This window comes from Hymenobacter cavernae (genome assembly GCF_014641455.1).
Taxonomy (GTDB): Bacteria; Bacteroidota; Bacteroidia; order Cytophagales; family Hymenobacteraceae; genus Hymenobacter; species Hymenobacter cavernae.
This window is the reverse complement of sequence record NZ_BMHT01000001.1, coordinates 628,462-647,928: the sequence shown is the minus strand read 5'-3', so window position 1 is coordinate 647,928 and position 19,467 is coordinate 628,462. Positions and strand designations below refer to the sequence as shown.

Here is a 19,467-nt window from a genome sequence, read left to right as displayed (position 1 = left end):
AAGCCGACTGGGATAACCAGCCGGCTTTTTCTTTTTAGTAGTTTAGCAGATCATCTAGTCCCAAACAGAACTACACACCATGGAACAAGAGCCTTCTGACTTGAATAATCCTCAAGATCCTAACGCCATCAATATTGAATTGCCAGAGGCTATTGCAGAAGGCGAGTACGTAAACCTAGCTATGATAGCTCATAGCAGTAGTGAGTTCGTCATTGACTTTATCCGCTTAATGCCTGGAGTGCCAAAAGCGAAAGTGAAGTCACGTATCGTACTCACGCCGGAGCACGCCAGACGCTTGCTAAGTGCCCTAAGTGACAATATCACTCGCTTCGAACAAACATTTGGAGTTATCAAACAGCATCCGGATGTACCTAGCTTTCCAATGAACTTCGGTGGAACAATGGGTGAAGCTTAAGAGGAGCACTGAGGGTAAAGACTAAACTGATCGAAATACCAGCTACAGACACATTACATGCAAGGTTCATTGCTACCGTTGAAGCAACAGTTGAGTATCTAACGAGCTACTCCTGGGATTTATTAGGATCAAATATTGTTGTACGCCTCAGTTACCCTAAGCTAGGTAGGAACAGGATATAAGAAGGTCAGGTAACAAAAAGTATACTGATACATACTATTGAACTCTGTTCGTAGCATCTCGAAGGTATTGAGTGAGTCACATTTAGCGCTTAAAAGCACTGGAAGAACGTCTTTGAGTTTCTATAAAATAATCTATTTCAACCTGTTTGCTATTCTAGATTAGAACATCTACCTTTGCAAGCCTAATTTTTTGGGAGAGAACCCCCCTCGACAAACCATTCTATAGATGCCAACCATCAATCAATTAGTACGAAAAGGAAGAGAGAAGCTGACGACCAAGTCGAAGTCGCCTGCTCTCGATTCTTGCCCGCAGCGCCGTGGCGTGTGCACCCGTGTATACACCACTACGCCTAAGAAGCCGAACTCGGCCATGCGTAAAGTCGCTCGTGTGCGCCTCACCAATGGCAAAGAAGTCAACGCCTACATTCCAGGCGAAGGCCACAACCTGCAGGAGCACTCTATCGTGCTGATTCGCGGTGGCCGTGTAAAAGATTTGCCAGGTGTACGCTACCACATCATCCGTGGTGCTCTTGACACCGCTGGTGTAAATGGCCGTTTGCAGCGCCGCTCTAAGTATGGAGCTAAGCGTCCGAAGCCAGGTCAGCCCGTAGCAACTGGCAAAGGCGGCAAACCAGCCCCCGGTAAGAAAAAATAAGCTAGTAGGGAGTGATTGGTATTGAGTATTGAGACCTGTTCTCTTCTCAATACTTAATACTCAGTACCTAATACTAACCATGAGAAAGTCAAAACCAAAAAAGCGCATTCTCCTGCCTGATCCCAAGTACAAGGAGACGCTAGTTACCCGTTTCGTAAACTACATGATGTACGACGGGAAGAAGAACCTAGCATACACCATTTTCTATGACGCTTGCGAGCTAGTAGAGCAACGTACGAAGGAAAATGGCTTGGAGCAGTGGCGCAAGGCTCTGAACAACGTGATGCCTAGCGTAGAAGTAAAGAGCCGCCGTGTAGGTGGTGCTACCTTCCAAGTGCCGATTGAAGTACGTGCTGATCGTAAGATTTCGGTTGGTATGAAATGGATGATTCAGTATGCTCGTCGTCGTGGTGAAAAGACCATGAAGGATAAGCTAGCTGGTGAAATCATCGCCGCCGCTAAAGGTGAAGGTGCTTCTGTTAAAAAGAAAGACGATACCCACCGGATGGCTGAAGCTAACAAAGCTTTCTCGCACTTCCGATTCTAGTATTAGCAATTTTTGGAAGCTAGGGGACTTACTGTTCTAATTCTGTGTTCATACAATAATTAGGACTCTGAGTCCCCTAGCTTCTAAGATCCAACAAGAAAATGGCTAAGCAAGACCTTAAATACCTCCGCAACATTGGAATTATGGCGCACATTGACGCCGGTAAGACCACAACTTCGGAGCGCATTCTTTATTATACGGGCAAAACCCATAAAATCGGTGAGGTGCACGAAGGTGCAGCTACGATGGACTGGATGGAGCAAGAACAGGAGCGAGGCATCACGATTACTTCGGCTGCTACTACTACGTTCTGGAACTATCCTACTGACGAGAAAGGCGACCCAACCCCGGAGACAAAGCAGTATAAGATCAATCTGATCGATACTCCTGGTCACGTAGACTTCACGGTAGAAGTAGAGCGCTCATTGCGAGTACTTGATGGAGCAGTTGCTCTGTTCTGCGCTGTATCTGGAGTTGAGCCTCAATCAGAAACTGTGTGGCGTCAAGCTGATAAGTACAAGGTGCCACGTATCTGTTTTGTTAACAAAATGGACCGCGCTGGTGCTGACTTCTTCAAAGCTGTTACTGAGATTAAGGATAAACTAGGTGCTAACCCTGTGCCTCTGCAAATTCCTATCGGCGCTGAAGACACTTTCAAAGGTGTTGTAGATTTGCTTACAGGTAAGGCTATTGTGTGGGATGATGCTACGCAAGGTAAGTCATACCACGAGATTCCAGTACCGGAGGATCTAGTAGAAACCGTAGCAGAGTGGCGTCAAAAACTAGTAGAAAGCGTAGCTGAATATGATGATGCGCTGCTCGAGAAGTTCTTTGATGATCCAGATAGCATCACTCGTGAGGAAATGATGGTGGTAATCCGCAAAGCGGTTATCGACATGAAATTCTCGCCTGTAATGTGCGGTTCGGCATTCAAGAACAAAGGTGTTCAATCAATGCTGGATGGTGTAATGGCCTATTTGCCTTCGCCGTTGGACATGCCTCCTATCATTGGTACCAACCCAGATACCAACGAAGAAGAAGTTCGTCAGCCTACTACCGATGCTCCTTTCTCAGCGTTGGCATTTAAAATTGCTACGGACCCATTTGTAGGACGTTTGTGCTTCTTCCGCTGCTACAGCGGAGTGCTAGAAGCTGGTTCGTATGTGTTCAACAACCGTACGGAGAAGAAGGAACGCATTTCGCGCTTGATGCAAATGCACTCCAACAAACAAAATCCAATCGACCGTCTAGAGGCTGGTGATATTGGAGCGGGTGTTGGTTTCAAAGACATCAAGACAGGTGACACGTTGACCGATGAGAAGAACAAACTAGTTCTTGAGTCGATGAGCTTCCCAGAGCCAGTTATCGGCTATGCTATCGAGCCTAAAACTCAGGCTGACGTAGACAAAATGGGTATGGCAATTGCTAAATTGGTTGAGGAAGACCCAACCTTGACAGTACAGACTGATCCTGAAACTGGGCAGACGGTACTTCGTGGTATGGGAGAGCTACACCTTGAAATTATCATCGACCGTATGCGTCGTGAATTTAAGGTGGAGATTAACCAAGGTGCACCCCAGGTTGCTTATAAGGAGGTACTGACTAAAAAGGTAGAGCACCGCGAAACTTATAAGAAGCAGACCGGTGGTCGTGGTAAGTTCGGTGACATTGTCTTTGAACTAGGACCAAAAGAAACTGAACCAGAGAAGCCTGGTTTTGAGTTTGAGAATGCTATTGTAGGTGGTGTAATTCCCCGTGAATTCATTGCTCCTATCCAGAAAGGATTCGAGGAAGCTATGAAGAACGGACCACTTGCTGGCTTCCCTGTGGAAGGTATGAAAGTGCGTCTGTTCCATGGTTCCTACCATGATGTTGACTCCGACGCTCTGTCCTTCGAACTTGCAGCACGCGGCGGCTTCCGTGAAGCTGCTCGTCAAGCTGGTCCTAAACTTCTTGAGCCTATCATGGCGGTAGAGGTTGTTTGCCCAGATGAGTATACCGGCCCTGTAACTGGTGATCTTAACCGTCGTCGTGGTTTGATGAAAGGTATGGATACAAAGGCAGGTGCTCAGCTTATCAAAGCAGATGTGCCTCTCTCTGAGTTGTTCGGTTACGTAACGGATCTACGTACAATCTCTTCGGGCCGTGCTTCTGCTTCGCTTACGTTCTCGCACTATGAGCAAGTTCCCCAGAACTTAGCAGAAGGCATTATCGCTAAAACAAAAGGCAACGCTGTCCGCTAACTGCTTTCAGACTAAGAAAAATGAACCAGAAAATTCGTATCAAACTTAAGTCCTACGATCATAACCTCGTGGACAAGTCGTCCGAGAAGATCGTGAAAGCGGTTAAGGCTACGGGCGCCATAGTAAGCGGTCCTATTCCGTTGCCGACCAATAAAGAGAAGTTCACCGTGCTTCGCTCGCCCCACGTGAACAAAAAGTCGCGTGAGCAGTTTCAGCTTTGCACCTACAAACGTCTTGTAGATATCTATTCGACTTCATCGAAGACAGTAGATGCATTGATGAAGCTAGAGTTGCCAAGCGGCGTTGATGTAGAAATTAAGGTTTGATAAGAGAGCTTATCTAATTAGGAATACCCTCCGGTTTAACTATCGGAGGGTATTTTTTTGTTTTATCATTATCAACAAGAGATAAACTTAGGTTACTTGCAAGCACAAGATATTTGACGCCCTATCATTCTTCGGCATGCCTAACCTATCTATACCCCATATTCAAAGAGCTGCTGCTGTATTTTGTGGACTAACTATAATAGGGTTGTTTACACATGATTTTCTGCCCTATATTTCGAATGTAGGCATAGCTGGCCTAGCTCTGACAGCCTTATTTTATTTTATTACACAAGAACGAGCCCCAGTAGCAAAACCTTATAGGGTAATTTATATTTCATTAACAGGTGTTTTTCTCGTTCACCTAGCTTCTGGTCTTAATACCGAGGTGGTACACCAAGAAGCGTTTTTGGAAGATGTAGTTATGCAGCTGCCGTTTTTATTGCTGCCTCTATCCTTCACATTATTGCCGGCATGGCCTGCAACTTACCTGCGGCGCTTATATCTTTTGTTCTTCAACTTAGTGCTTGTATCTGCCCTAAGTAGCACAGGGTATTATCTATTACACGCGGCTGAGATCAATGAATCGTATTCTCGATCGAAGATAATGCCCACGGTACCCGACTATATACGGTTCAGTCTGATGGTGGTATTTGCTACATCGATAGGAATATTTTTTACTAAAGACAAGTTAGTAAGCAGGTATAAGCGTTGGACTATACTGATTGGCACTGCCTTCCTGGTTCTATATACCTATTTGCTGGCGGTACGTAGTGGGCTGCTTTCCTTCAATGCAATAGGTTTGCTCGTTGTCGGATGGTTGATCATAAAACAAAAGAGCTACAAACAAGCTATAATAGTTACATTGCTGTTGATAGCATTACCAGTAGTAAGCTTTGTATGCTTTCCTACTTTCCGGCATAAATACTACAACACCCAATATGATGTTAGTCAAGTGCAGACTGCAAGCTCGGCCAACAACTTATCTTTAGTTGGAAGATTCTATTCTTATGAAGTAGGATTGCAGTTGGTACGCCAAAATCCATGGTTTGGTGTAGGGAAGGCAGACATGGAGCAGGAGGTAGGACGCTTTTACAAGAGAGACTTTCCTTCGATTGAGTCTACATCCTATCTAATGCCTCATAATCAATTTCTCTACTATTGGGTAGCGTTTGGTGGTGTTGGATTGCTAGCTTTTCTATGTTCATTTTATTACCCGTTGTATAGAGTTTGGAACCGAGTACCACCATTGTTGCTTGTTCAATATTCAATAGTTACTTTATCCTTTATAGCTGAATTTACTCTGGATCAGAAGAACCAGGTGGGGCTTACTTACAGCCTGCTATTTATACTGGTGTCTCTCGCTGAAGCTAGTAGTATTTCCCCAAAATCGTCCAGTTCAGATACATCAGGATAGTCTGTTCACACCCATATGTTCAGCAATAAGATGATCACAGTTTCCTATACAGTTAACTGGCTTTGGGCATGTGAAAACACCTTGCCTTCCTACAGGGTTGCTAAACTTGCAACAAGAAGGTGATTAGTGAGCCTCCCAGTTTGCATACATATTGATTCTTAGGCATTAACATATTGTAGCGCTTGTGCGGAGTACTATAAAATATTTGAAGGCGGCTCTAGGATAATAGCCAACAGTTTCCTAGCTTTGCACTCCCATTACGAAAACGCTATTTGGGCGTTTTCACTGTGTCTTTCAATTAAATATAAAACGAATGCCTGGCATCATCGGTAAGAAAATCGGTATGACAAGCCTCTTCACTCCGGACGGGAAGAATATTCCTTGCACGCTCATTGAAGCGGGTCCGTGCGTAGTGACGCAGGTGAAAACGCTAGAGAATGACGGCTACACAGCTGTTCAGCTCGGTTACGGCGAAAAAAAAGCCAAAAACACGACCAACGCCTTAGTTGGCCATTTTGCTAAAGCTGGTACTACTCCCAAAAAGAAACTTGTAGAGTTTCGTACGGATGAAGTAGCGAGCTACACAGCTGGTAGCGAGATTAAAGCAGACCTTTTCGAAGAAGGTGAGTTTGTAGATGTAGTAGGTACCTCAAAAGGTAAAGGCTTCCAAGGTGTAGTTAAACGCTATAACTTCGCTGGGGTAGGTGGCCAAACACACGGTCAGCATAACCGCCTACGTCACCCTGGTTCTATTGGAGCTTGCTCCTGGCCTTCTCGCGTGTTTAAAGGCATGCGTATGGGCGGCCGCATGGGTGGTGATCGGGTAAAAGTGCAGAACCTGAAGGTGATGCGTATAGTAGCTGATAAGAACTTGATTCTGGTTAGCGGCTCTATTCCTGGCGCTAAGAACTCTTACGTAGTGCTGGAAAAATAACGCGAGATGGAACTGTCAGTATATAACATTAAAGGGGAAGACACTGGCCGGAAGGTTACGCTGTCAAATGCCATTTTTGGTGTAGAACCCAACGAGCACGTGATGTATCTCGACGTGAAACAGTACTTGGCTAATCAGCGCCAAGGTACGCACAAGTCGAAGCAGCGTAACGAAGTGCATGGCACTACGAAGAAGCTCAAGAAGCAAAAAGGGACAGGTGGAGCTCGTGCAGGTAGCATGAAGTCGCCTGTGTTCATAGGCGGGGGACGTGTATTTGGTCCTCAGCCTCGTGATTATGGCTTTAAACTCAACAAAAAGACCAAGCGTTTAGCTCGTCTCTCTGCTCTGAGCACGCTGGCAAACGAAGGCAAAGTAGCATTAGTAGAAACTATCACGCTGGATACGCCTAAGACTAAAGAATTTGCCTCGATTTTAGCTGGTCTGAAACTAAACAACGGTAAGAAAACCTTGCTCGTGACTGGTGAAGCCAATAAAAACGTTCTGCTGTCGGCCCGCAACATTCAGCGAGTGAAAGTTGCTACCCCAGTTGCCTTAAACACGCATGATCTGCTTAATACAGATACGTTACTGTTGTCGGAAGACGGTCTGAAGTCGCTGGAACAACTCTACACCACTGCTGAGTAATGAGCACGCTGAAGAAACCCATTGTGACCGAAAAGGCCACGGCTCTGAATGAAAAAGGCCAGTACGCTTTCGAAGTAGAGCGCACTGCTAATAAAGTTCAGATCAAAAAAGATATTGAGCAGTTATATGGCGTGACGGTAACTGGCATCAGCACGGTCCGCACTCAAGGCAAGCTCAAGTCGAAGTTTACAAAAGGTGGTGCCGTATCAGGCCGCCGTGCTTCGATCAAGAAAGCCATTGTAACCGTGAAAGAAGGAGATGTTATCGACTTCTATAACGGAATCTAAGCAGATAGTCTGCAAAGGCACATTTTAAGGTAAAATGGCACTCAAAAAATTAAGACCAACATCACCGGGTCAACGATTTCGTATCGCCCCGGCCTTCGACGAGATAACCACGTCGACGCCGGAGAAATCGTTGTTGGCACCCATGGAAAAATCCGGTGGCCGTAACAACTCGGGCAAAATGTCTAATCGCTATATTGGCGGTGGGCACAAACAAAAGTATCGTATTATCGATTTCAAGCGTGACAAAGCTGGTGTTCCAGCCACGGTGAAGACGATCGAATATGATCCAAACCGCACTGCTCGTATCGCACTGCTCAACTATGTCGATGGGGAAAAGCGCTACATCATTGCGCCAGCTGGTTTGGAGGTAGGTACGACAGTTGTTTCGGGTCCCGGTGTTGCCCCTGAAGTAGGCAATGCTCTCACTCTGCGCGAAATTCCGTTAGGTACTATCGTTCACAATATTGAATTGATGCCTGGTGGTGGAGCTTCTATTGCTCGCTCAGCTGGTACTTATGCACAACTAGTAGCTCGTGAAGACAAATACGCTACTTTGAAACTGCCATCTGGCGAAATGCGCATGGTACTCGTTACCTGCATGGCTACAGTTGGTACAGTATCAAATGGTGACCACATGAATGTACGCCTTGGCAAAGCTGGCCGTAACCGTTGGTTAGGCCGCCGTCCACGCGTACGTGGTGTCGCAATGAACCCAGTGGATCACCCAATGGGCGGTGGTGAAGGCAAGTCGAGCGGTGGTCACCCACGTAGCCGCAACGGCATCTTCGCAAAAGGTCAGAAGACCCGTAATAAAAATAAGTATTCCGAGCAGCTCATCGTTAACCGTAAAGGGAAGAAATAACCAATGGCACGTTCGCTAAAAAAAGGGCCGTACATTGACTTCCGGCTCGAGAAGAAAGTTTCGGCTATGGATGAGTCCGGCAAGAAATCAGTGGTAAAGACTTGGTCGCGCCGCTCGATGATTTCTCCAGATTTCGTTGGCCACACCTTCGCTGTTCACAACGGCAATAAGTTCATCCCGGTATACGTGACCGAAAACATGGTTGGTCATAAACTCGGTGAGTTTGCACCTACACGCAACTTCCGTGGTCACGTTGCCAAGAAAGATAAAGGCAAGCGCTAAGATGGAAGCTACTGCTAAACTCCGTAACGTGCCTACCTCGCCTCGTAAGATGCGCCTGGTAGCCAATCTGGTTCGCGGTCAGAAAGTAACTCGCGCCTTAGGCTTGCTGAAGTTCGAGGCGAACTCGGGTGCTGAGAAAATCGAAAAGCTGCTCTTGTCAGCACTAGCTAACTGGCAGCAGAAAAACGAGAACGAGCGTATTGAAGATGCCAACCTTTACATCAAAGAAATCTTTGTTGACGAAGGCCGCCAGTTAAAGCGTTTGCGTCCTGCACCTCAGGGTCGTGGCCACCGTATCCGTAAGCGTAGCAACCATGTGACATTGGTAATCGATTCGAAAGTAGAGCCTCTAGGTAGCAAAGCTGCTATTCAGCAGGCTACGGAAACTAATTCGTCTCAAGCTAATGTTACTCGCACTCGTCGCGGTTCTTCTAAGAAAACTACCACTGAAAATACGGCTGAAGCCACCGCATAAGCACTATGGGACAGAAAGTAAATCCGGTTGGCTTCCGTCTAGGTGTCATCAAAGGATGGGACTCGAACTGGTATGGTGGTAAGGATTTTGCCGACAAGCTGGTTGAGGACGAAAAAATCCGTAAATATATTCTTGCTCGTATCCCGAAAGGCGGTATCTCCCGCATCGTGATTGAGCGTACCTTGAAGCGTATCACTATTACCATCAATACAGCTCGTCCTGGTGTGGTAATTGGTAAAGGCGGTCAAGAAGTAGATAAGATCAAGGACGAACTAAAGCAGATCACTAGCAAGGACGTTCAAATCAATATTTTCGAAATCAAGCGTCCTGAACTTGATGCTAAACTGGTAGGTGAGAGCATTGCTCAGCAGCTACAAGCTCGTATCTCGTTCCGACGCGCTATGAAGCAAGCTATCCAAGCTGCTTTGCGTGTTGGTGCTGAAGGCATCAAAGTACAGTGCGGTGGTCGCTTAGGTGGGGCTGAAATTGCTCGCTCTGAGCAATATAAAGAGGGTCGTACACCGTTACATACGCTGCGAGCTGACATCGATTATGCTTTGTCAGAGGCACAAACGGTTTACGGTAAAATCGGCATCAAGGTGTGGATTATGCGTGGCGAGATTTTCGGCAAGCCTGATCTCTCCCCAAATCAGCAGCCAGCTAACCAAGGTGGTGACAGCCGTGGCGACCGTAATGACCGTGGTCCTCGCGGTGAGCGTGGTGACCGTAGTAATGACCGTGGCCCACGTCGCGACCGTAACGATCGGGGCGGTGAAAACCGTGGCGACCGTGGTGGTGATAACCGAGGTGGTCAAGGTGGTGGCCAACGTCGTGGCGGTGCAGGTGGACAAAACCGTGGTCCACGTCGCTAGCCCTTTTCTCTTTTCGAATTTTTATTTTCGATAACTCATGTTACAACCGAAAAGGACCAAGTATCGGAAGATGCAAAAGGGTCGCGTTACAGGCCTAGCCTACCGCGGCAGCTCCATTGACTTCGGTTCATTTGCTATCAAGTCGCTGGAAACTGCGTGGATTACGGCTCGCCAGATTGAGGCCGCTCGTATCGCAATGACCCGTGCTATGAAGCGTGAAGGCCAAGTATGGATCCGAATTTTCCCAGATAAGCCTATCACCAAAAAGCCTGCTGAGGTGCGTATGGGTAAAGGCAAAGGCTCTCCAGAGTACTGGGTAGCTATTGTACAACCCGGTACCATCATGTTTGAATCTGATGGTGTTTCGCTAGAGGTGGCTCAGGAGTCGTTGCGTCTTGCGGCGCAGAAATTGCCCGTAAGGACGAAGTTTGTTGTTCGTCGTGACTACGTAGAAAGCTAGGAAGATGAAAAACAATGATATCCGTAACCTCTCTTTGGAGGAGCTGAAGAATCAGATTAAGACTGAACAAACCAATGGCCAATCGTTGCGCTTTGCACACGCTATTTCGCCTTTGGAAAACCCGATTCGCCTGAAGCAAAACCGCAAGAACGTAGCCCGTCTGAAGACTGAGCTTACCCGTCGCGAACAAGAGCAGGCTAATCAAACTGCTAAATAAACGATGGCAAGTAACGAAGAGCAGCAGGCTACTAACGCTGTAGAGCGTAATCTGCGAAAAGAAATCATCGGGCGCGTAGCCAGTTCCAAAATGGATAAGTCCATTACGGTGGTGGTAGAGCAGAAGCAAAAGCACCCGATCTATGGTAAGTTCGTGAGCAAGACAACTAAGTTTATGGCTCATGACGAAAACAACGAATGTGGCGAAGGCGATACGGTTCGGATTATGTCTACCCGTCCTCTTAGCAAAAACAAGCGTTGGAGATTGGTAGAAATTGTAGAGCGCGCCAAGTAAGATGATCCAGCAAGAATCCCGTCTAACCGTCGCTGATAATAGCGGCGCTAAGGAAGTGCTCTGTATTCGTGTTCTAGGTGGCACGGGTAAAAAGTATGCTAGTGTAGGAGATAAGATCGTTGTATCGATTAAGTCTGCTATTCCTTCTGGCAACGCTAAAAAAGGCACTGTATCGAAAGCAGTAGTAGTTCGCACAAAGAAAGAAGTACGTCGTAAAGACGGCTCATACATTCGCTTCGACGATAACGCTGCTGTATTGCTCAATAATAATGATGAGCCCCGCGGTACTCGTATCTTTGGACCAGTAGCTCGCGAGTTACGTGAGCGCCAGTTCATGAAGATTGTTTCACTGGCCCCTGAGGTTCTGTAAGCATAGTAGCACATGGCAACGAAAGCAAAAGACCAAAAGCCCGCGAAACTGCATGTGAAAACCGGTGACACTGTAACAGTGATTGCTGGTGATGAGAAGGGTAAAACCGGCACTATCAAGTCGGTTAATCGCTTGACTCAACGCGTTATCGTGGAAGGCCTAAACTTGGTGACTAAGCACAATAAACCTAGTGCAAAGAATCCCCAGGGTGGCATCACTAAGATCGAAGCTGGCATTCACGTGAGCAACGTGAAGCGCGTAGAGTCGACCAACGCCTAACCTGTTCACGACAATGGCTAGACTTAAAGAAGTATACCAAAAAGACGTAGTACCTGCTCTCCAGGAGAAATTCCAGTTTAAGAGCATAATGCAGGTTCCACGCATTACCAAAATCTGTATCAACCGCGGTATCGGATCAGCTGTAGCTGACAAGAAGCTAGTTGATAACGGTGTGGACGAACTAACGATTATTACTGGTCAGAAAGCTGTTCCGACTATTGCTAAGCGTTCTGTTTCGAACTTCAAACTCCGTGAAGGTATGCCCATCGGCGCTAAGGTTACTTTGCGTGGCGAGCGGATGTACGAGTTCATGGATCGCCTGTTAACGGTTGCTCTTCCACGTGTACGTGACTTTAAAGGCATCAACGATAAAGGCTTTGATGGTCGTGGTAACTATACCCTCGGCATCAAGGAGCAAATCATTTTCCCAGAGATTTCGATCGATAAGATCAAGTCAATTTCTGGTATGGACATTACCTTCGTAACGACTGCCGAAAACGATGAGCAGAGCTATGAGCTCCTAAAAGCATTCGGTATGCCGTTCACCAACGCCAAGAAACAAAACAATGGCTAAGGAATCCGTCAAAGCAAGAGAAAGAAAGCGTATTGCTACAGTAGCCCGTTACGCTGAGAAGCGCAAAGCGCTAAAAGCTGCTGGCGATTACGAAGGTCTTGATAAGTTGCCTCGCAACGCTTCACCCGTACGTATTCACAATCGTGATAAGATCAACGGTCGTCCTCGTGGCTATATGCGTAAGTTCGGCATCAGCCGTGTTACATTCCGTGAGATGGCTTTAGCTGGGAAAATCCCGGGTGTCACTAAAGCAAGTTGGTAAAGTTAAGAAGAGAGGAGTAGCTTTGTGTCAGCTCTCCTCTCATTAGCAGCTGTTACATACCAGCGATTTACTTGGCAGGTCGCCAAAAGAAACCATTGGCTGTGTCATCACTGAGCAAGCCAAGTAGTCTTAACTGAAAATTTCGTCATTGCTTTTTGCAGCGGCGAAATTTTCATATCTTTGCGCTCCCGAAAAAGGAGCGACTATTCTCTACATCAAATGAATACAGATCCAATTGCCGACTACCTTACCCGGTTGCGCAATGCCATAAAGGCAAACCACCGGGTGGTGGAAATACCGGCTAGCAACATCAAAAAAGAGATCACAAAGGTGCTCTACCACAAGGGTTACATTCAGAGCTACCGTTTTGATGATTCGGCTGTACAAGGCACGATCAAAATCGCACTGAAGTATAACCCTGCTACTAAGCAACCAGCTATAACTAAGCTGGAGCGTGTTAGCACGCCAGGCTTGCGTAAGTACGCGCATGTTGAAAACCTGCCCCGCGTATTAAGCGGGCTAGGTATTGCAATTCTGTCAACATCAAAAGGTGTTATGACAGAGAAAGAGGCAAAAACTGAGAACGTAGGCGGCGAAGTGCTGTGTTACGTTTACTAAGCGAGTAGAGAAACTATGTCACGCATTGGTAAATTGCCGATCAGCCTGCCCGCTAATGTTCAGGTTGAAATAAATCAGGAAAATACGGTGACTGTGAAAGGCCCAAAAGGTTCGCTCACTACTCCCGTTGACCGTGATATCACCGTTGAGACGGCTGATGGACAACTAGTAGTAACTCGTCCGACTGAGCAAAAACGTCATAAGGCTATGCATGGTCTTTACCGTTCGCTCATCAACAACATGGTTGTAGGGGTGAGCAATGGTTATGAAGAAAAGTTGGAGTTAGTAGGTGTAGGTTACAAAGCTACTGTAGCTAGCAATACACTAGAACTCTCATTGGGTTACTCACACAATATCTTTTTAGCGCTACCAAAAGAAGTTACTGCTACAGCAGTAACGGAGAAAGGTAAAAACCCAATTGTTACACTGAACAGCATTGATAAGCAACTTCTGGGTCAGGTAGCAGCTAAAATTCGCTCACTGCGTAAAGTTGAGCCTTATAAAGGTAAGGGCGTACGCTTCGTGGGTGAGCAAATTCGTCGCAAGGCTGGTAAAACAGCTTCGAAATAACTTCACATCATGGCTTTCGATAAAGCATCTAGAAGAAAACGGATCCAGCGCATTATCCGCACTAAGGTTGCTGGCACGTCCGAGCGCCCGCGTCTGTCGGTGTTTCGTAGCAATACGGGTATTTATGCCCAGATTATTGACGATACTACTGGTCACACGTTAGCGTCTGCTTCCTCGAAGCACGTATCGGTGGAGGGGGGTAACGGAGTCGCCCTCGCTGCCGCAGTTGGTAAAGAACTTGCCTCCCGTGCTCAAGGTAAAGGCATTACGAAGGTGGTATTTGACCGTTCCGGTTACCTCTACCACGGCCGCGTAAAATCATTGGCAGAAGGAGCCCGCGAAGGCGGCCTTAATTTCTAAATCATCATGGCAGAATTTAACAACAGCAACCGTGGTGGCAATGACCGTGGCGGTAACGATCGCCGGGGTAGTGGCAACGACCGTGGTGGTAACCGAGACCAACAAGCTCCACGTGCTGGTGACACCGATCTGAAAGAGAAGGTTGTTGCTATCAATCGAGTTGCTAAAGTAGTAAAAGGCGGTCGTCGTTTTAGCTTTTCGGCAATCGTAGTAGTAGGAGATGGTAATGGCACGGTAGGTTACGGCTTAGGCAAAGCCAATGAAGTTACTGATGCTATTGCAAAGGGAATTGATGATGCTAAAAAGAACTTGGTCAAAGTTCCCTTGTACAAGCATACTGTTCCTCATGTAATGGAAGGAAAGTACTCAGGAGGTTATGTTCTTGTTCAGCCGGCAGCAGCTGGTACAGGGGTAATTGCAGGTGGTGCTATGCGTGCTGTATTTGAAAGTGCAGGGATCAAAGATGTTCTTGCTAAATCAAAAGGCTCTTCAAACCCGCACAACGTAGTGAAAGCGACTTTTGATGCGCTTAATAAGATGCGTGATCCTATGCAGATTGCACAACAGCGTGGTATCTCTCTTCAACAAGTCTTCAATGGTTAAGTGAGATGACACAGATCAAAATCAAGCTTGTAAAAAGTGTTATCGATCGTCCTGAGCGGCAAAAGCGCACAATAAAAGCGTTGGGCTTAGGTAAGTTGGGTAGCGTGACGGAGAAAGAAAATACTCCGCAAATTGCTGGTATGGTAGCTGCTGTTCAGCATTTAGTAGAAGTAACAGAACTCTAGAATTTAGTCGATATGAATCTCAGCAATTTAAAGCCTGCTAACGGTGCTACACGCAATGAAAAGCGTATAGGTCGTGGTACAGGTTCAGGCCGTGGTGGCACATCGACACGAGGACACAAGGGTGCTAAATCGCGCTCTGGCTATTCCAAGAAGTCTGGCTTCGAAGGTGGTCAAATGCCTCTACAGCGCCGAGTACCAAAGTTTGGCTTCAACAATATCAACCGAGTAGAGTACAAGGGTATTAACCTAGATATTCTACAAACTCTCGCTGAGAAAAGCGGGTCCGCTACTATGGATGCTACTTACTTTGTAACTAGCGGCTTAGTATCAAAAAATGCTAAAATAAAAGTATTGGGTCGAGGCGAACTCACTCAAGCTATTGAAATTCATGCTCATGCTTTCTCAAAATCGGCTATCGCTGCTATTGAGAAAGCTGGTGGCAAGGCCGTGACGCTCTAAGCCTATAGGCAATGAACAAGTTCATCACAACGATTAAGAACATTTTTGCGATTGAAGATCTGCGGATGCGGATCTTCAATACGCTTTTCTTCATTGCCATTTATCGGCTGGGTTCTTACGTTGTGTTGCCCGGCGTTGATCCTACTCGGCTGAAGCAAGGTGCCCAAGGGTTGTTCGGTATTTTAGATACCTTATTAGGAGGGGCATTTAGCCATGCTTCAATCTTTGCTTTAGGCATTATGCCTTACATCTCAGCTTCAATTGTACTACAACTGCTTACAATAGCAGTACCGTACTTTCAGAAGTTACAGAAAGAAGGAGAGTCAGGCCGTAAGAAAATCAATCAGTATACCCGGGTTCTGACTATTCCAATTGTAATGGCACAATCCGTTGGTTTTATTGCTACGATTAACGCAGACGCAATCATCAATCCTGGTACTTTGTTTACCATTTCTACAATGGTAATAATAACTGCAGGTACTTTGTTCTGTATGTGGCTAGGTGAGAAAATTACTGACAAAGGAATAGGCAATGGCATTTCAATGATCATAATGATCGGAATCGTCTCCCGTCTTCCTGGTGCTATCATTGGTGAAGCAGCCGCTAAAGGTATGCGTGGTTCATTGATCTTCTTGATTGAAATGGTTGTGTTGTTTCTAGTAGTTATGGCAGTAATTGTCTTAACTCAAGCCGTGCGCCGTATTCCTGTACAGTACGCTAAGCAAGTAGGCGGTACAACTCAACTGAACGCTCAACGACAATTCATCCCTCTCAAGGTGAACGCCGCTGGTGTAATGCCTATCATCTTTGCTCAATCATTGATGTTCGTACCAGCAATTGTAGCATCAATTTGGCAGAATGATAGCGATACTGCCAGTTATATAGGTGTAAAGTTTTCGGACTATACCTCATGGCAGTATAACCTGGTATTTGGTATTCTTATCATTGTCTTTACTTATTTCTACACTGCAATTAGTGTCAATCCCAATCAGATTGCTGACGACTTGAAAAGAAGCGGTGGCTTTGTTCCAGGTGTAAAGCCAGGAAGAGATACATCGGAGCATATGGATGAAGTATTAACTCGAATTACTTTGCCAGGAGCAGTAGCATTAGCACTTATTGCTATCTTTCCCGCACTTGCTTTATTAGCTGGGGTAACCCGTCCTATGTCAGCTTTCTATGGTGGTACTTCACTAATCATCATGGTTGGTGTTGTGCTAGATACATTGAACCAGGTAGAAAGCTACTTGTTGATGCGCCATTACGATGGTATGATGAAAACAGGTAAGCTTCGTGGCCGTACGCAGAACATCGCAATGGCCTCTTAAAGCATGTTGGTCTACAAAACTGAAGAAGAGATAGAACTCATACGAGCTAGCGCGAAGGTGTTAGCTCAAGCTCATGGAGAAGTGGCTTCCATGATTAGGGAAGGAGTTTCTACTCGGGAACTAGATAGCCGTGCTGAGGAATTCATCCGTGACCATGGTGGTCAGCCTTCTTTTAAAGGGTACAATGGGTTCCCTTTTAGCCTTTGCATTTCACCAAACTCAGTTGTTGTTCACGGTTTTCCTAGCGATTACACGCTAAAAGATGGTGACATCATCTCTGTTGACGGTGGTGTGTTGTTGAATGGTTATCATAGTGATAGTGCTTATACTTACTCAGTGGGAGAAGTATCCTCAGAAGTATTAGCATTATTAGAGTCAACAAAAAAATCCTTGTACCTAGGTATTGAGCAGGCAGTAGCTGGCAATCGGCTTGGTGACGTGGGTTACGCTATTCAGAGCTTTGTCGAAAAGAGGGGCTATGGTGTAGTGAGAGAACTGGTTGGTCATGGTGTAGGCCAGGATTTACATGAGTCGCCACAAGTTCCTAACTACGGTAAACGTGGTGCTGGACTGAAGTTGCAAACAGGTTTAGTTATTGCAATTGAGCCTATGGTGAATCTTGGTACCAAGAATGTTGTTCAGGAGGCAGATGGCTGGACTATCCGTACGAAAGACAGGAAGCCTTCAGCACACTTTGAGCATACAGTAGTAGTAAGAAAAGAAAAGGCGGAGATTTTAACCTCCTTCGAATACATAGAAAAAGCCTTACAGTAGCCTTATGGCCAAACAATCCTCCATTGAGCAGGACGGAGTAATTCTGGAAGCCCTCTCTAACGCGATGTTCCGTGTAGAGTTAGAAAATGGACACCAGTTGGTGGCTCATATTTCCGGAAAGATGCGAATGCACTATATCAAAATCCTGCCTGGAGACAAGGTGAAGCTGGAAATGTCGCCCTACGACTTGTCTAAGGGCAGAATTGTTTACCGTTACAAATAACCCGACGACATGAAAGTCAAAGCATCGGTTAAGAAGCGCAGCGTTGACTGTAAGGTGATCCGCCGTAAAGGCAAGCTTTACGTTATCAACAAAAAGAACCCACGCTATAAGCAGCGTCAGGGTTAATAGCACCAGACTTTTCAAAAAAAGCACATGGCTCGTATTGCAGGGGTAGATATCCCGGATAACAAACGTGGCGAAATCGCCCTTACGTACATTTTCGGAATTGGTCGCAGCTCGGCTCAGAAGATCTTAAATCAAGCTGGCGTTTCGCTAGACAAGAAGGTTAAAGATTGGTCAGAAGCTGAAGCCGGTGAGATTCGTGGCATTATCGCTGCGGAGCATAAGACGGAAGGTGTGCTGCGCTCTGAAGTGCAGTTGAACATCAAACGTCTAATGGACATTGGGTGTTACCGTGGTTTACGTCACCGTAAGGGGTTGCCGGTTCGCGGACAACGTACCAAGAACAACTCGCGCACTCGTAAAGGCAAGCGGAAAACCGTTGCCAACAAGAAGAAAGCTACTAAATAAACTGTAGCGGAAATCGAAGCCTAGCTAGGTAAAGCAAGTACCTAGCTAGGCTTCAACACCTTCCGCATTTTTGCGATAACTAAATGGCACAAAAAAGAAAAGACAAAGCTAAAAAGCGCGTTGTCGTTGTTGAGCAAGTAGGCCAAGTGCATATCAAAGCCTCATTCAACAATATCATTATTTCCATCACCAACAACAACGGCCAAGTAATTTCTTGGGCATCTGCTGGCAAGATGGGTTTCCGTGGTTCGAAGAAAAACACTCCTTATGCTGCTCAAATGGCAGCTACAGATTGTGGTAAGGTAGCTCATGATCTGGGTTTGCGCAAAGCTGAGGTGTTTGTGAAAGGACCAGGTTCCGGCCGCGAGTCGGCTATCCGGACCCTTCAAAACGTGGGAATTGAGGTGACGACCATTCGCGATGTGACGCCGCTGCCTCACAACGGTTGCCGCCCTCCTAAGCGTCGTCGCGTTTGATATATTGAACAAGCGAGCAATGACCTTCTGTTGTTGTCTTGCTTCTGGTGCCAGCTTTCTGATGTAAGTGCCTTGGTAAGTACATCTCTGACTGCTGTGCATGTAAAGTTCAACCCCAATAAAACTCAAAATCCCCGAAATGGCACGTTATACTGGTCCTAAAACCAAGATTGCCCGCCGCTTCTCGGAGCCGATTTTCGGCCCAAGTAAGGCGCTCAATAAAAAGAATTACCCTCCTGGCCAACATGGCCGCGGCCGTCGCAAGAAGCAATCTGAATATGCTATCCAGTTAATGGAGAAGCAGAAGGTGAAGTACTTGTACGGTATGTTGGAGAAGCAGTTTGAGAACCTATTCCACAAAGCTGCTACGATGCCTGGTATCACAGGTGAAAACCTACTGTCTTTGCTGGAGTCGCGTCTCGATAATACGATCTATCGCTTAGGCGTTGCTCCAACTCGTCGTGCTGCTCGTCAGCTGGTTCTTCATAAGCACATCACGGTAAACGGGGAAGTAGTGAATATTGCTTCTTACAAGCTACGTCCTGGTGATTTAGTTGGCGTTCGTGAGAAATCAAAGTCTTTAGAAGCCATTGCAACTAGTCTGAGTGCTCGTAATTCACGTGCATTCTCTTGGTTAGAGTGGGATGGTAAGGAAATGGTGGGCAAGTTCCTCAATGCCCCCTCTCGTGATCTGATTCCTGAGAAAATTCAGGAGCAGTTGATCGTCGAGCTGTATTCGAAGTAA

General features: G+C 46.3%; 33 protein-coding genes. All 33 read left to right on the top strand.

The window, feature by feature from the left end:
- Window positions 1-79 precede the first annotated feature (79 nt).
- The 33 genes from IEX74_RS02765 to rpsD all read left to right on the top strand — a co-directional run bounded on the left by IEX74_RS02765 (window position 80) and on the right by rpsD (window position 19,467).
- Complete coding sequence (locus IEX74_RS02765; RefSeq protein WP_188810698.1) at window positions 80-415, top strand: DUF3467 domain-containing protein; 336 nt, start codon at window positions 80-82, stop codon at window positions 413-415.
- 408 nt (window positions 416-823) lie between these two features.
- A complete protein-coding gene (rpsL, locus tag IEX74_RS02760) occupies window positions 824-1,252 on the top strand; it encodes a 30S ribosomal protein S12 (protein ID WP_054410986.1) in 429 nt (142 codons plus the stop codon).
- A gap of 79 nt (window positions 1,253-1,331) precedes the next feature.
- A complete protein-coding gene (rpsG, locus tag IEX74_RS02755; RefSeq protein WP_086592733.1) occupies window positions 1,332-1,799 on the top strand; it encodes a 30S ribosomal protein S7 in 468 nt (155 codons plus the stop codon).
- A 101-nt stretch (window positions 1,800-1,900) separates the two neighbouring features.
- A complete protein-coding gene (gene fusA / locus IEX74_RS02750) occupies window positions 1,901-4,042 on the top strand; it encodes an elongation factor G (RefSeq protein ID WP_188810696.1) in 2,142 nt (713 codons plus the stop codon).
- Between the two features lie 20 nt (window positions 4,043-4,062).
- Window positions 4,063-4,368 carry a 30S ribosomal protein S10 gene (gene rpsJ, locus IEX74_RS02745; protein ID WP_044515480.1) on the top strand — a complete coding sequence of 102 codons (306 nt, stop codon included), beginning with the start codon at window positions 4,063-4,065 and terminating at the stop codon, window positions 4,366-4,368.
- Window positions 4,369-4,504: 136 nt separating this feature from the next.
- Entirely contained in the window at window positions 4,505-5,782 is a 1,278-nt protein-coding gene (locus tag IEX74_RS02740) for an O-antigen ligase family protein (RefSeq protein WP_188810694.1), read from the top strand.
- A gap of 313 nt (window positions 5,783-6,095) precedes the next feature.
- Window positions 6,096-6,716 (top strand): 50S ribosomal protein L3, encoded by a 621-nt coding sequence (rplC, locus tag IEX74_RS02735; protein ID WP_188810692.1) that lies wholly within the window; start codon window positions 6,096-6,098, stop codon window positions 6,714-6,716.
- A 6-nt stretch (window positions 6,717-6,722) separates the two neighbouring features.
- On the top strand, window positions 6,723-7,361 hold the full coding sequence (rplD, locus tag IEX74_RS02730; RefSeq protein ID WP_188810690.1) for a 50S ribosomal protein L4: 639 nt from the start codon (window positions 6,723-6,725) through the stop codon (window positions 7,359-7,361).
- Complete coding sequence (gene rplW, locus IEX74_RS02725; protein ID WP_188810688.1) at window positions 7,361-7,648, top strand: 50S ribosomal protein L23; 288 nt, start codon at window positions 7,361-7,363, stop codon at window positions 7,646-7,648. Before rplD ends, rplW begins: the two co-directional genes overlap by 1 nt.
- A gap of 34 nt (window positions 7,649-7,682) precedes the next feature.
- Window positions 7,683-8,510: a 50S ribosomal protein L2 gene (gene rplB, locus IEX74_RS02720; protein WP_188810686.1), complete on the top strand. Its 828-nt coding sequence runs from the start codon at window positions 7,683-7,685 to the stop codon at window positions 8,508-8,510.
- A 3-nt stretch (window positions 8,511-8,513) separates the two neighbouring features.
- Window positions 8,514-8,792 carry a 30S ribosomal protein S19 gene (gene rpsS, locus IEX74_RS02715; protein WP_188810684.1) on the top strand — a complete coding sequence of 93 codons (279 nt, stop codon included), beginning with the start codon at window positions 8,514-8,516 and terminating at the stop codon, window positions 8,790-8,792.
- 1 nt (window position 8,793) lies between these two features.
- On the top strand, window positions 8,794-9,267 hold the full coding sequence (gene rplV, locus IEX74_RS02710) for a 50S ribosomal protein L22 (protein WP_188811369.1): 474 nt from the start codon (window positions 8,794-8,796) through the stop codon (window positions 9,265-9,267).
- Window positions 9,268-9,272: 5 nt separating this feature from the next.
- On the top strand, window positions 9,273-10,139 hold the full coding sequence (gene rpsC / locus IEX74_RS02705; RefSeq protein WP_188810682.1) for a 30S ribosomal protein S3: 867 nt from the start codon (window positions 9,273-9,275) through the stop codon (window positions 10,137-10,139).
- 37 nt (window positions 10,140-10,176) lie between these two features.
- A complete protein-coding gene (gene rplP / locus IEX74_RS02700) occupies window positions 10,177-10,599 on the top strand; it encodes a 50S ribosomal protein L16 (protein WP_188810680.1) in 423 nt (140 codons plus the stop codon).
- A gap of 4 nt (window positions 10,600-10,603) precedes the next feature.
- Window positions 10,604-10,816: a 50S ribosomal protein L29 gene (gene rpmC / locus IEX74_RS02695; protein WP_188810678.1), complete on the top strand. Its 213-nt coding sequence runs from the start codon at window positions 10,604-10,606 to the stop codon at window positions 10,814-10,816.
- Window positions 10,817-10,819: 3 nt separating this feature from the next.
- Window positions 10,820-11,110, top strand: a complete 291-nt coding sequence (gene rpsQ, locus IEX74_RS02690) for a 30S ribosomal protein S17 (protein ID WP_188810676.1) — start codon at window positions 10,820-10,822, stop codon at window positions 11,108-11,110.
- 1 nt (window position 11,111) lies between these two features.
- A complete protein-coding gene (gene rplN / locus IEX74_RS02685) occupies window positions 11,112-11,480 on the top strand; it encodes a 50S ribosomal protein L14 (RefSeq protein ID WP_073107059.1) in 369 nt (122 codons plus the stop codon).
- Window positions 11,481-11,492: 12 nt separating this feature from the next.
- Complete coding sequence (gene rplX, locus IEX74_RS02680) at window positions 11,493-11,759, top strand: 50S ribosomal protein L24 (protein WP_188810674.1); 267 nt, start codon at window positions 11,493-11,495, stop codon at window positions 11,757-11,759.
- Window positions 11,760-11,772: 13 nt separating this feature from the next.
- Complete coding sequence (gene rplE / locus IEX74_RS02675; RefSeq protein WP_188810672.1) at window positions 11,773-12,333, top strand: 50S ribosomal protein L5; 561 nt, start codon at window positions 11,773-11,775, stop codon at window positions 12,331-12,333.
- On the top strand, window positions 12,326-12,595 hold the full coding sequence (rpsN, locus tag IEX74_RS02670) for a 30S ribosomal protein S14 (RefSeq protein ID WP_086592748.1): 270 nt from the start codon (window positions 12,326-12,328) through the stop codon (window positions 12,593-12,595). The genes rplE and rpsN overlap by 8 nt, the downstream gene beginning before the upstream one ends.
- 219 nt (window positions 12,596-12,814) lie before the next feature.
- Window positions 12,815-13,213 carry a 30S ribosomal protein S8 gene (gene rpsH, locus IEX74_RS02665; RefSeq protein ID WP_188810670.1) on the top strand — a complete coding sequence of 133 codons (399 nt, stop codon included), beginning with the start codon at window positions 12,815-12,817 and terminating at the stop codon, window positions 13,211-13,213.
- Window positions 13,214-13,228: 15 nt separating this feature from the next.
- A complete protein-coding gene (gene rplF, locus IEX74_RS02660; RefSeq protein ID WP_188810668.1) occupies window positions 13,229-13,783 on the top strand; it encodes a 50S ribosomal protein L6 in 555 nt (184 codons plus the stop codon).
- A gap of 9 nt (window positions 13,784-13,792) precedes the next feature.
- On the top strand, window positions 13,793-14,143 hold the full coding sequence (gene rplR / locus IEX74_RS02655; protein WP_188810666.1) for a 50S ribosomal protein L18: 351 nt from the start codon (window positions 13,793-13,795) through the stop codon (window positions 14,141-14,143).
- A 6-nt stretch (window positions 14,144-14,149) separates the two neighbouring features.
- A complete protein-coding gene (gene rpsE / locus IEX74_RS02650; RefSeq protein WP_188810664.1) occupies window positions 14,150-14,746 on the top strand; it encodes a 30S ribosomal protein S5 in 597 nt (198 codons plus the stop codon).
- A 5-nt stretch (window positions 14,747-14,751) separates the two neighbouring features.
- On the top strand, window positions 14,752-14,931 hold the full coding sequence (gene rpmD / locus IEX74_RS02645) for a 50S ribosomal protein L30 (protein ID WP_188810662.1): 180 nt from the start codon (window positions 14,752-14,754) through the stop codon (window positions 14,929-14,931).
- Window positions 14,932-14,943: 12 nt separating this feature from the next.
- On the top strand, window positions 14,944-15,390 hold the full coding sequence (rplO, locus tag IEX74_RS02640; RefSeq protein ID WP_188810660.1) for a 50S ribosomal protein L15: 447 nt from the start codon (window positions 14,944-14,946) through the stop codon (window positions 15,388-15,390).
- An 11-nt stretch (window positions 15,391-15,401) separates the two neighbouring features.
- Complete coding sequence (secY, locus tag IEX74_RS02635; RefSeq protein ID WP_188810659.1) at window positions 15,402-16,718, top strand: preprotein translocase subunit SecY; 1,317 nt, start codon at window positions 15,402-15,404, stop codon at window positions 16,716-16,718.
- Window positions 16,719-16,721: 3 nt separating this feature from the next.
- Window positions 16,722-17,492 carry a type I methionyl aminopeptidase gene (gene map, locus IEX74_RS02630; protein ID WP_188810657.1) on the top strand — a complete coding sequence of 257 codons (771 nt, stop codon included), beginning with the start codon at window positions 16,722-16,724 and terminating at the stop codon, window positions 17,490-17,492.
- 4 nt (window positions 17,493-17,496) lie between these two features.
- Window positions 17,497-17,715, top strand: a complete 219-nt coding sequence (infA, locus tag IEX74_RS02625) for a translation initiation factor IF-1 (protein ID WP_086592757.1) — start codon at window positions 17,497-17,499, stop codon at window positions 17,713-17,715.
- A 9-nt stretch (window positions 17,716-17,724) separates the two neighbouring features.
- A complete protein-coding gene (gene rpmJ / locus IEX74_RS02620; RefSeq protein ID WP_071890035.1) occupies window positions 17,725-17,841 on the top strand; it encodes a 50S ribosomal protein L36 in 117 nt (38 codons plus the stop codon).
- Window positions 17,842-17,868: 27 nt separating this feature from the next.
- Complete coding sequence (gene rpsM / locus IEX74_RS02615) at window positions 17,869-18,246, top strand: 30S ribosomal protein S13 (protein WP_188810649.1); 378 nt, start codon at window positions 17,869-17,871, stop codon at window positions 18,244-18,246.
- A gap of 83 nt (window positions 18,247-18,329) precedes the next feature.
- Window positions 18,330-18,722 (top strand): 30S ribosomal protein S11, encoded by a 393-nt coding sequence (gene rpsK, locus IEX74_RS02610; protein ID WP_086592759.1) that lies wholly within the window; start codon window positions 18,330-18,332, stop codon window positions 18,720-18,722.
- A 139-nt stretch (window positions 18,723-18,861) separates the two neighbouring features.
- Window positions 18,862-19,467, top strand: coding sequence for a 30S ribosomal protein S4 (rpsD, locus tag IEX74_RS02605; RefSeq protein ID WP_188810647.1), 606 nt, complete (start codon window positions 18,862-18,864; stop codon window positions 19,465-19,467).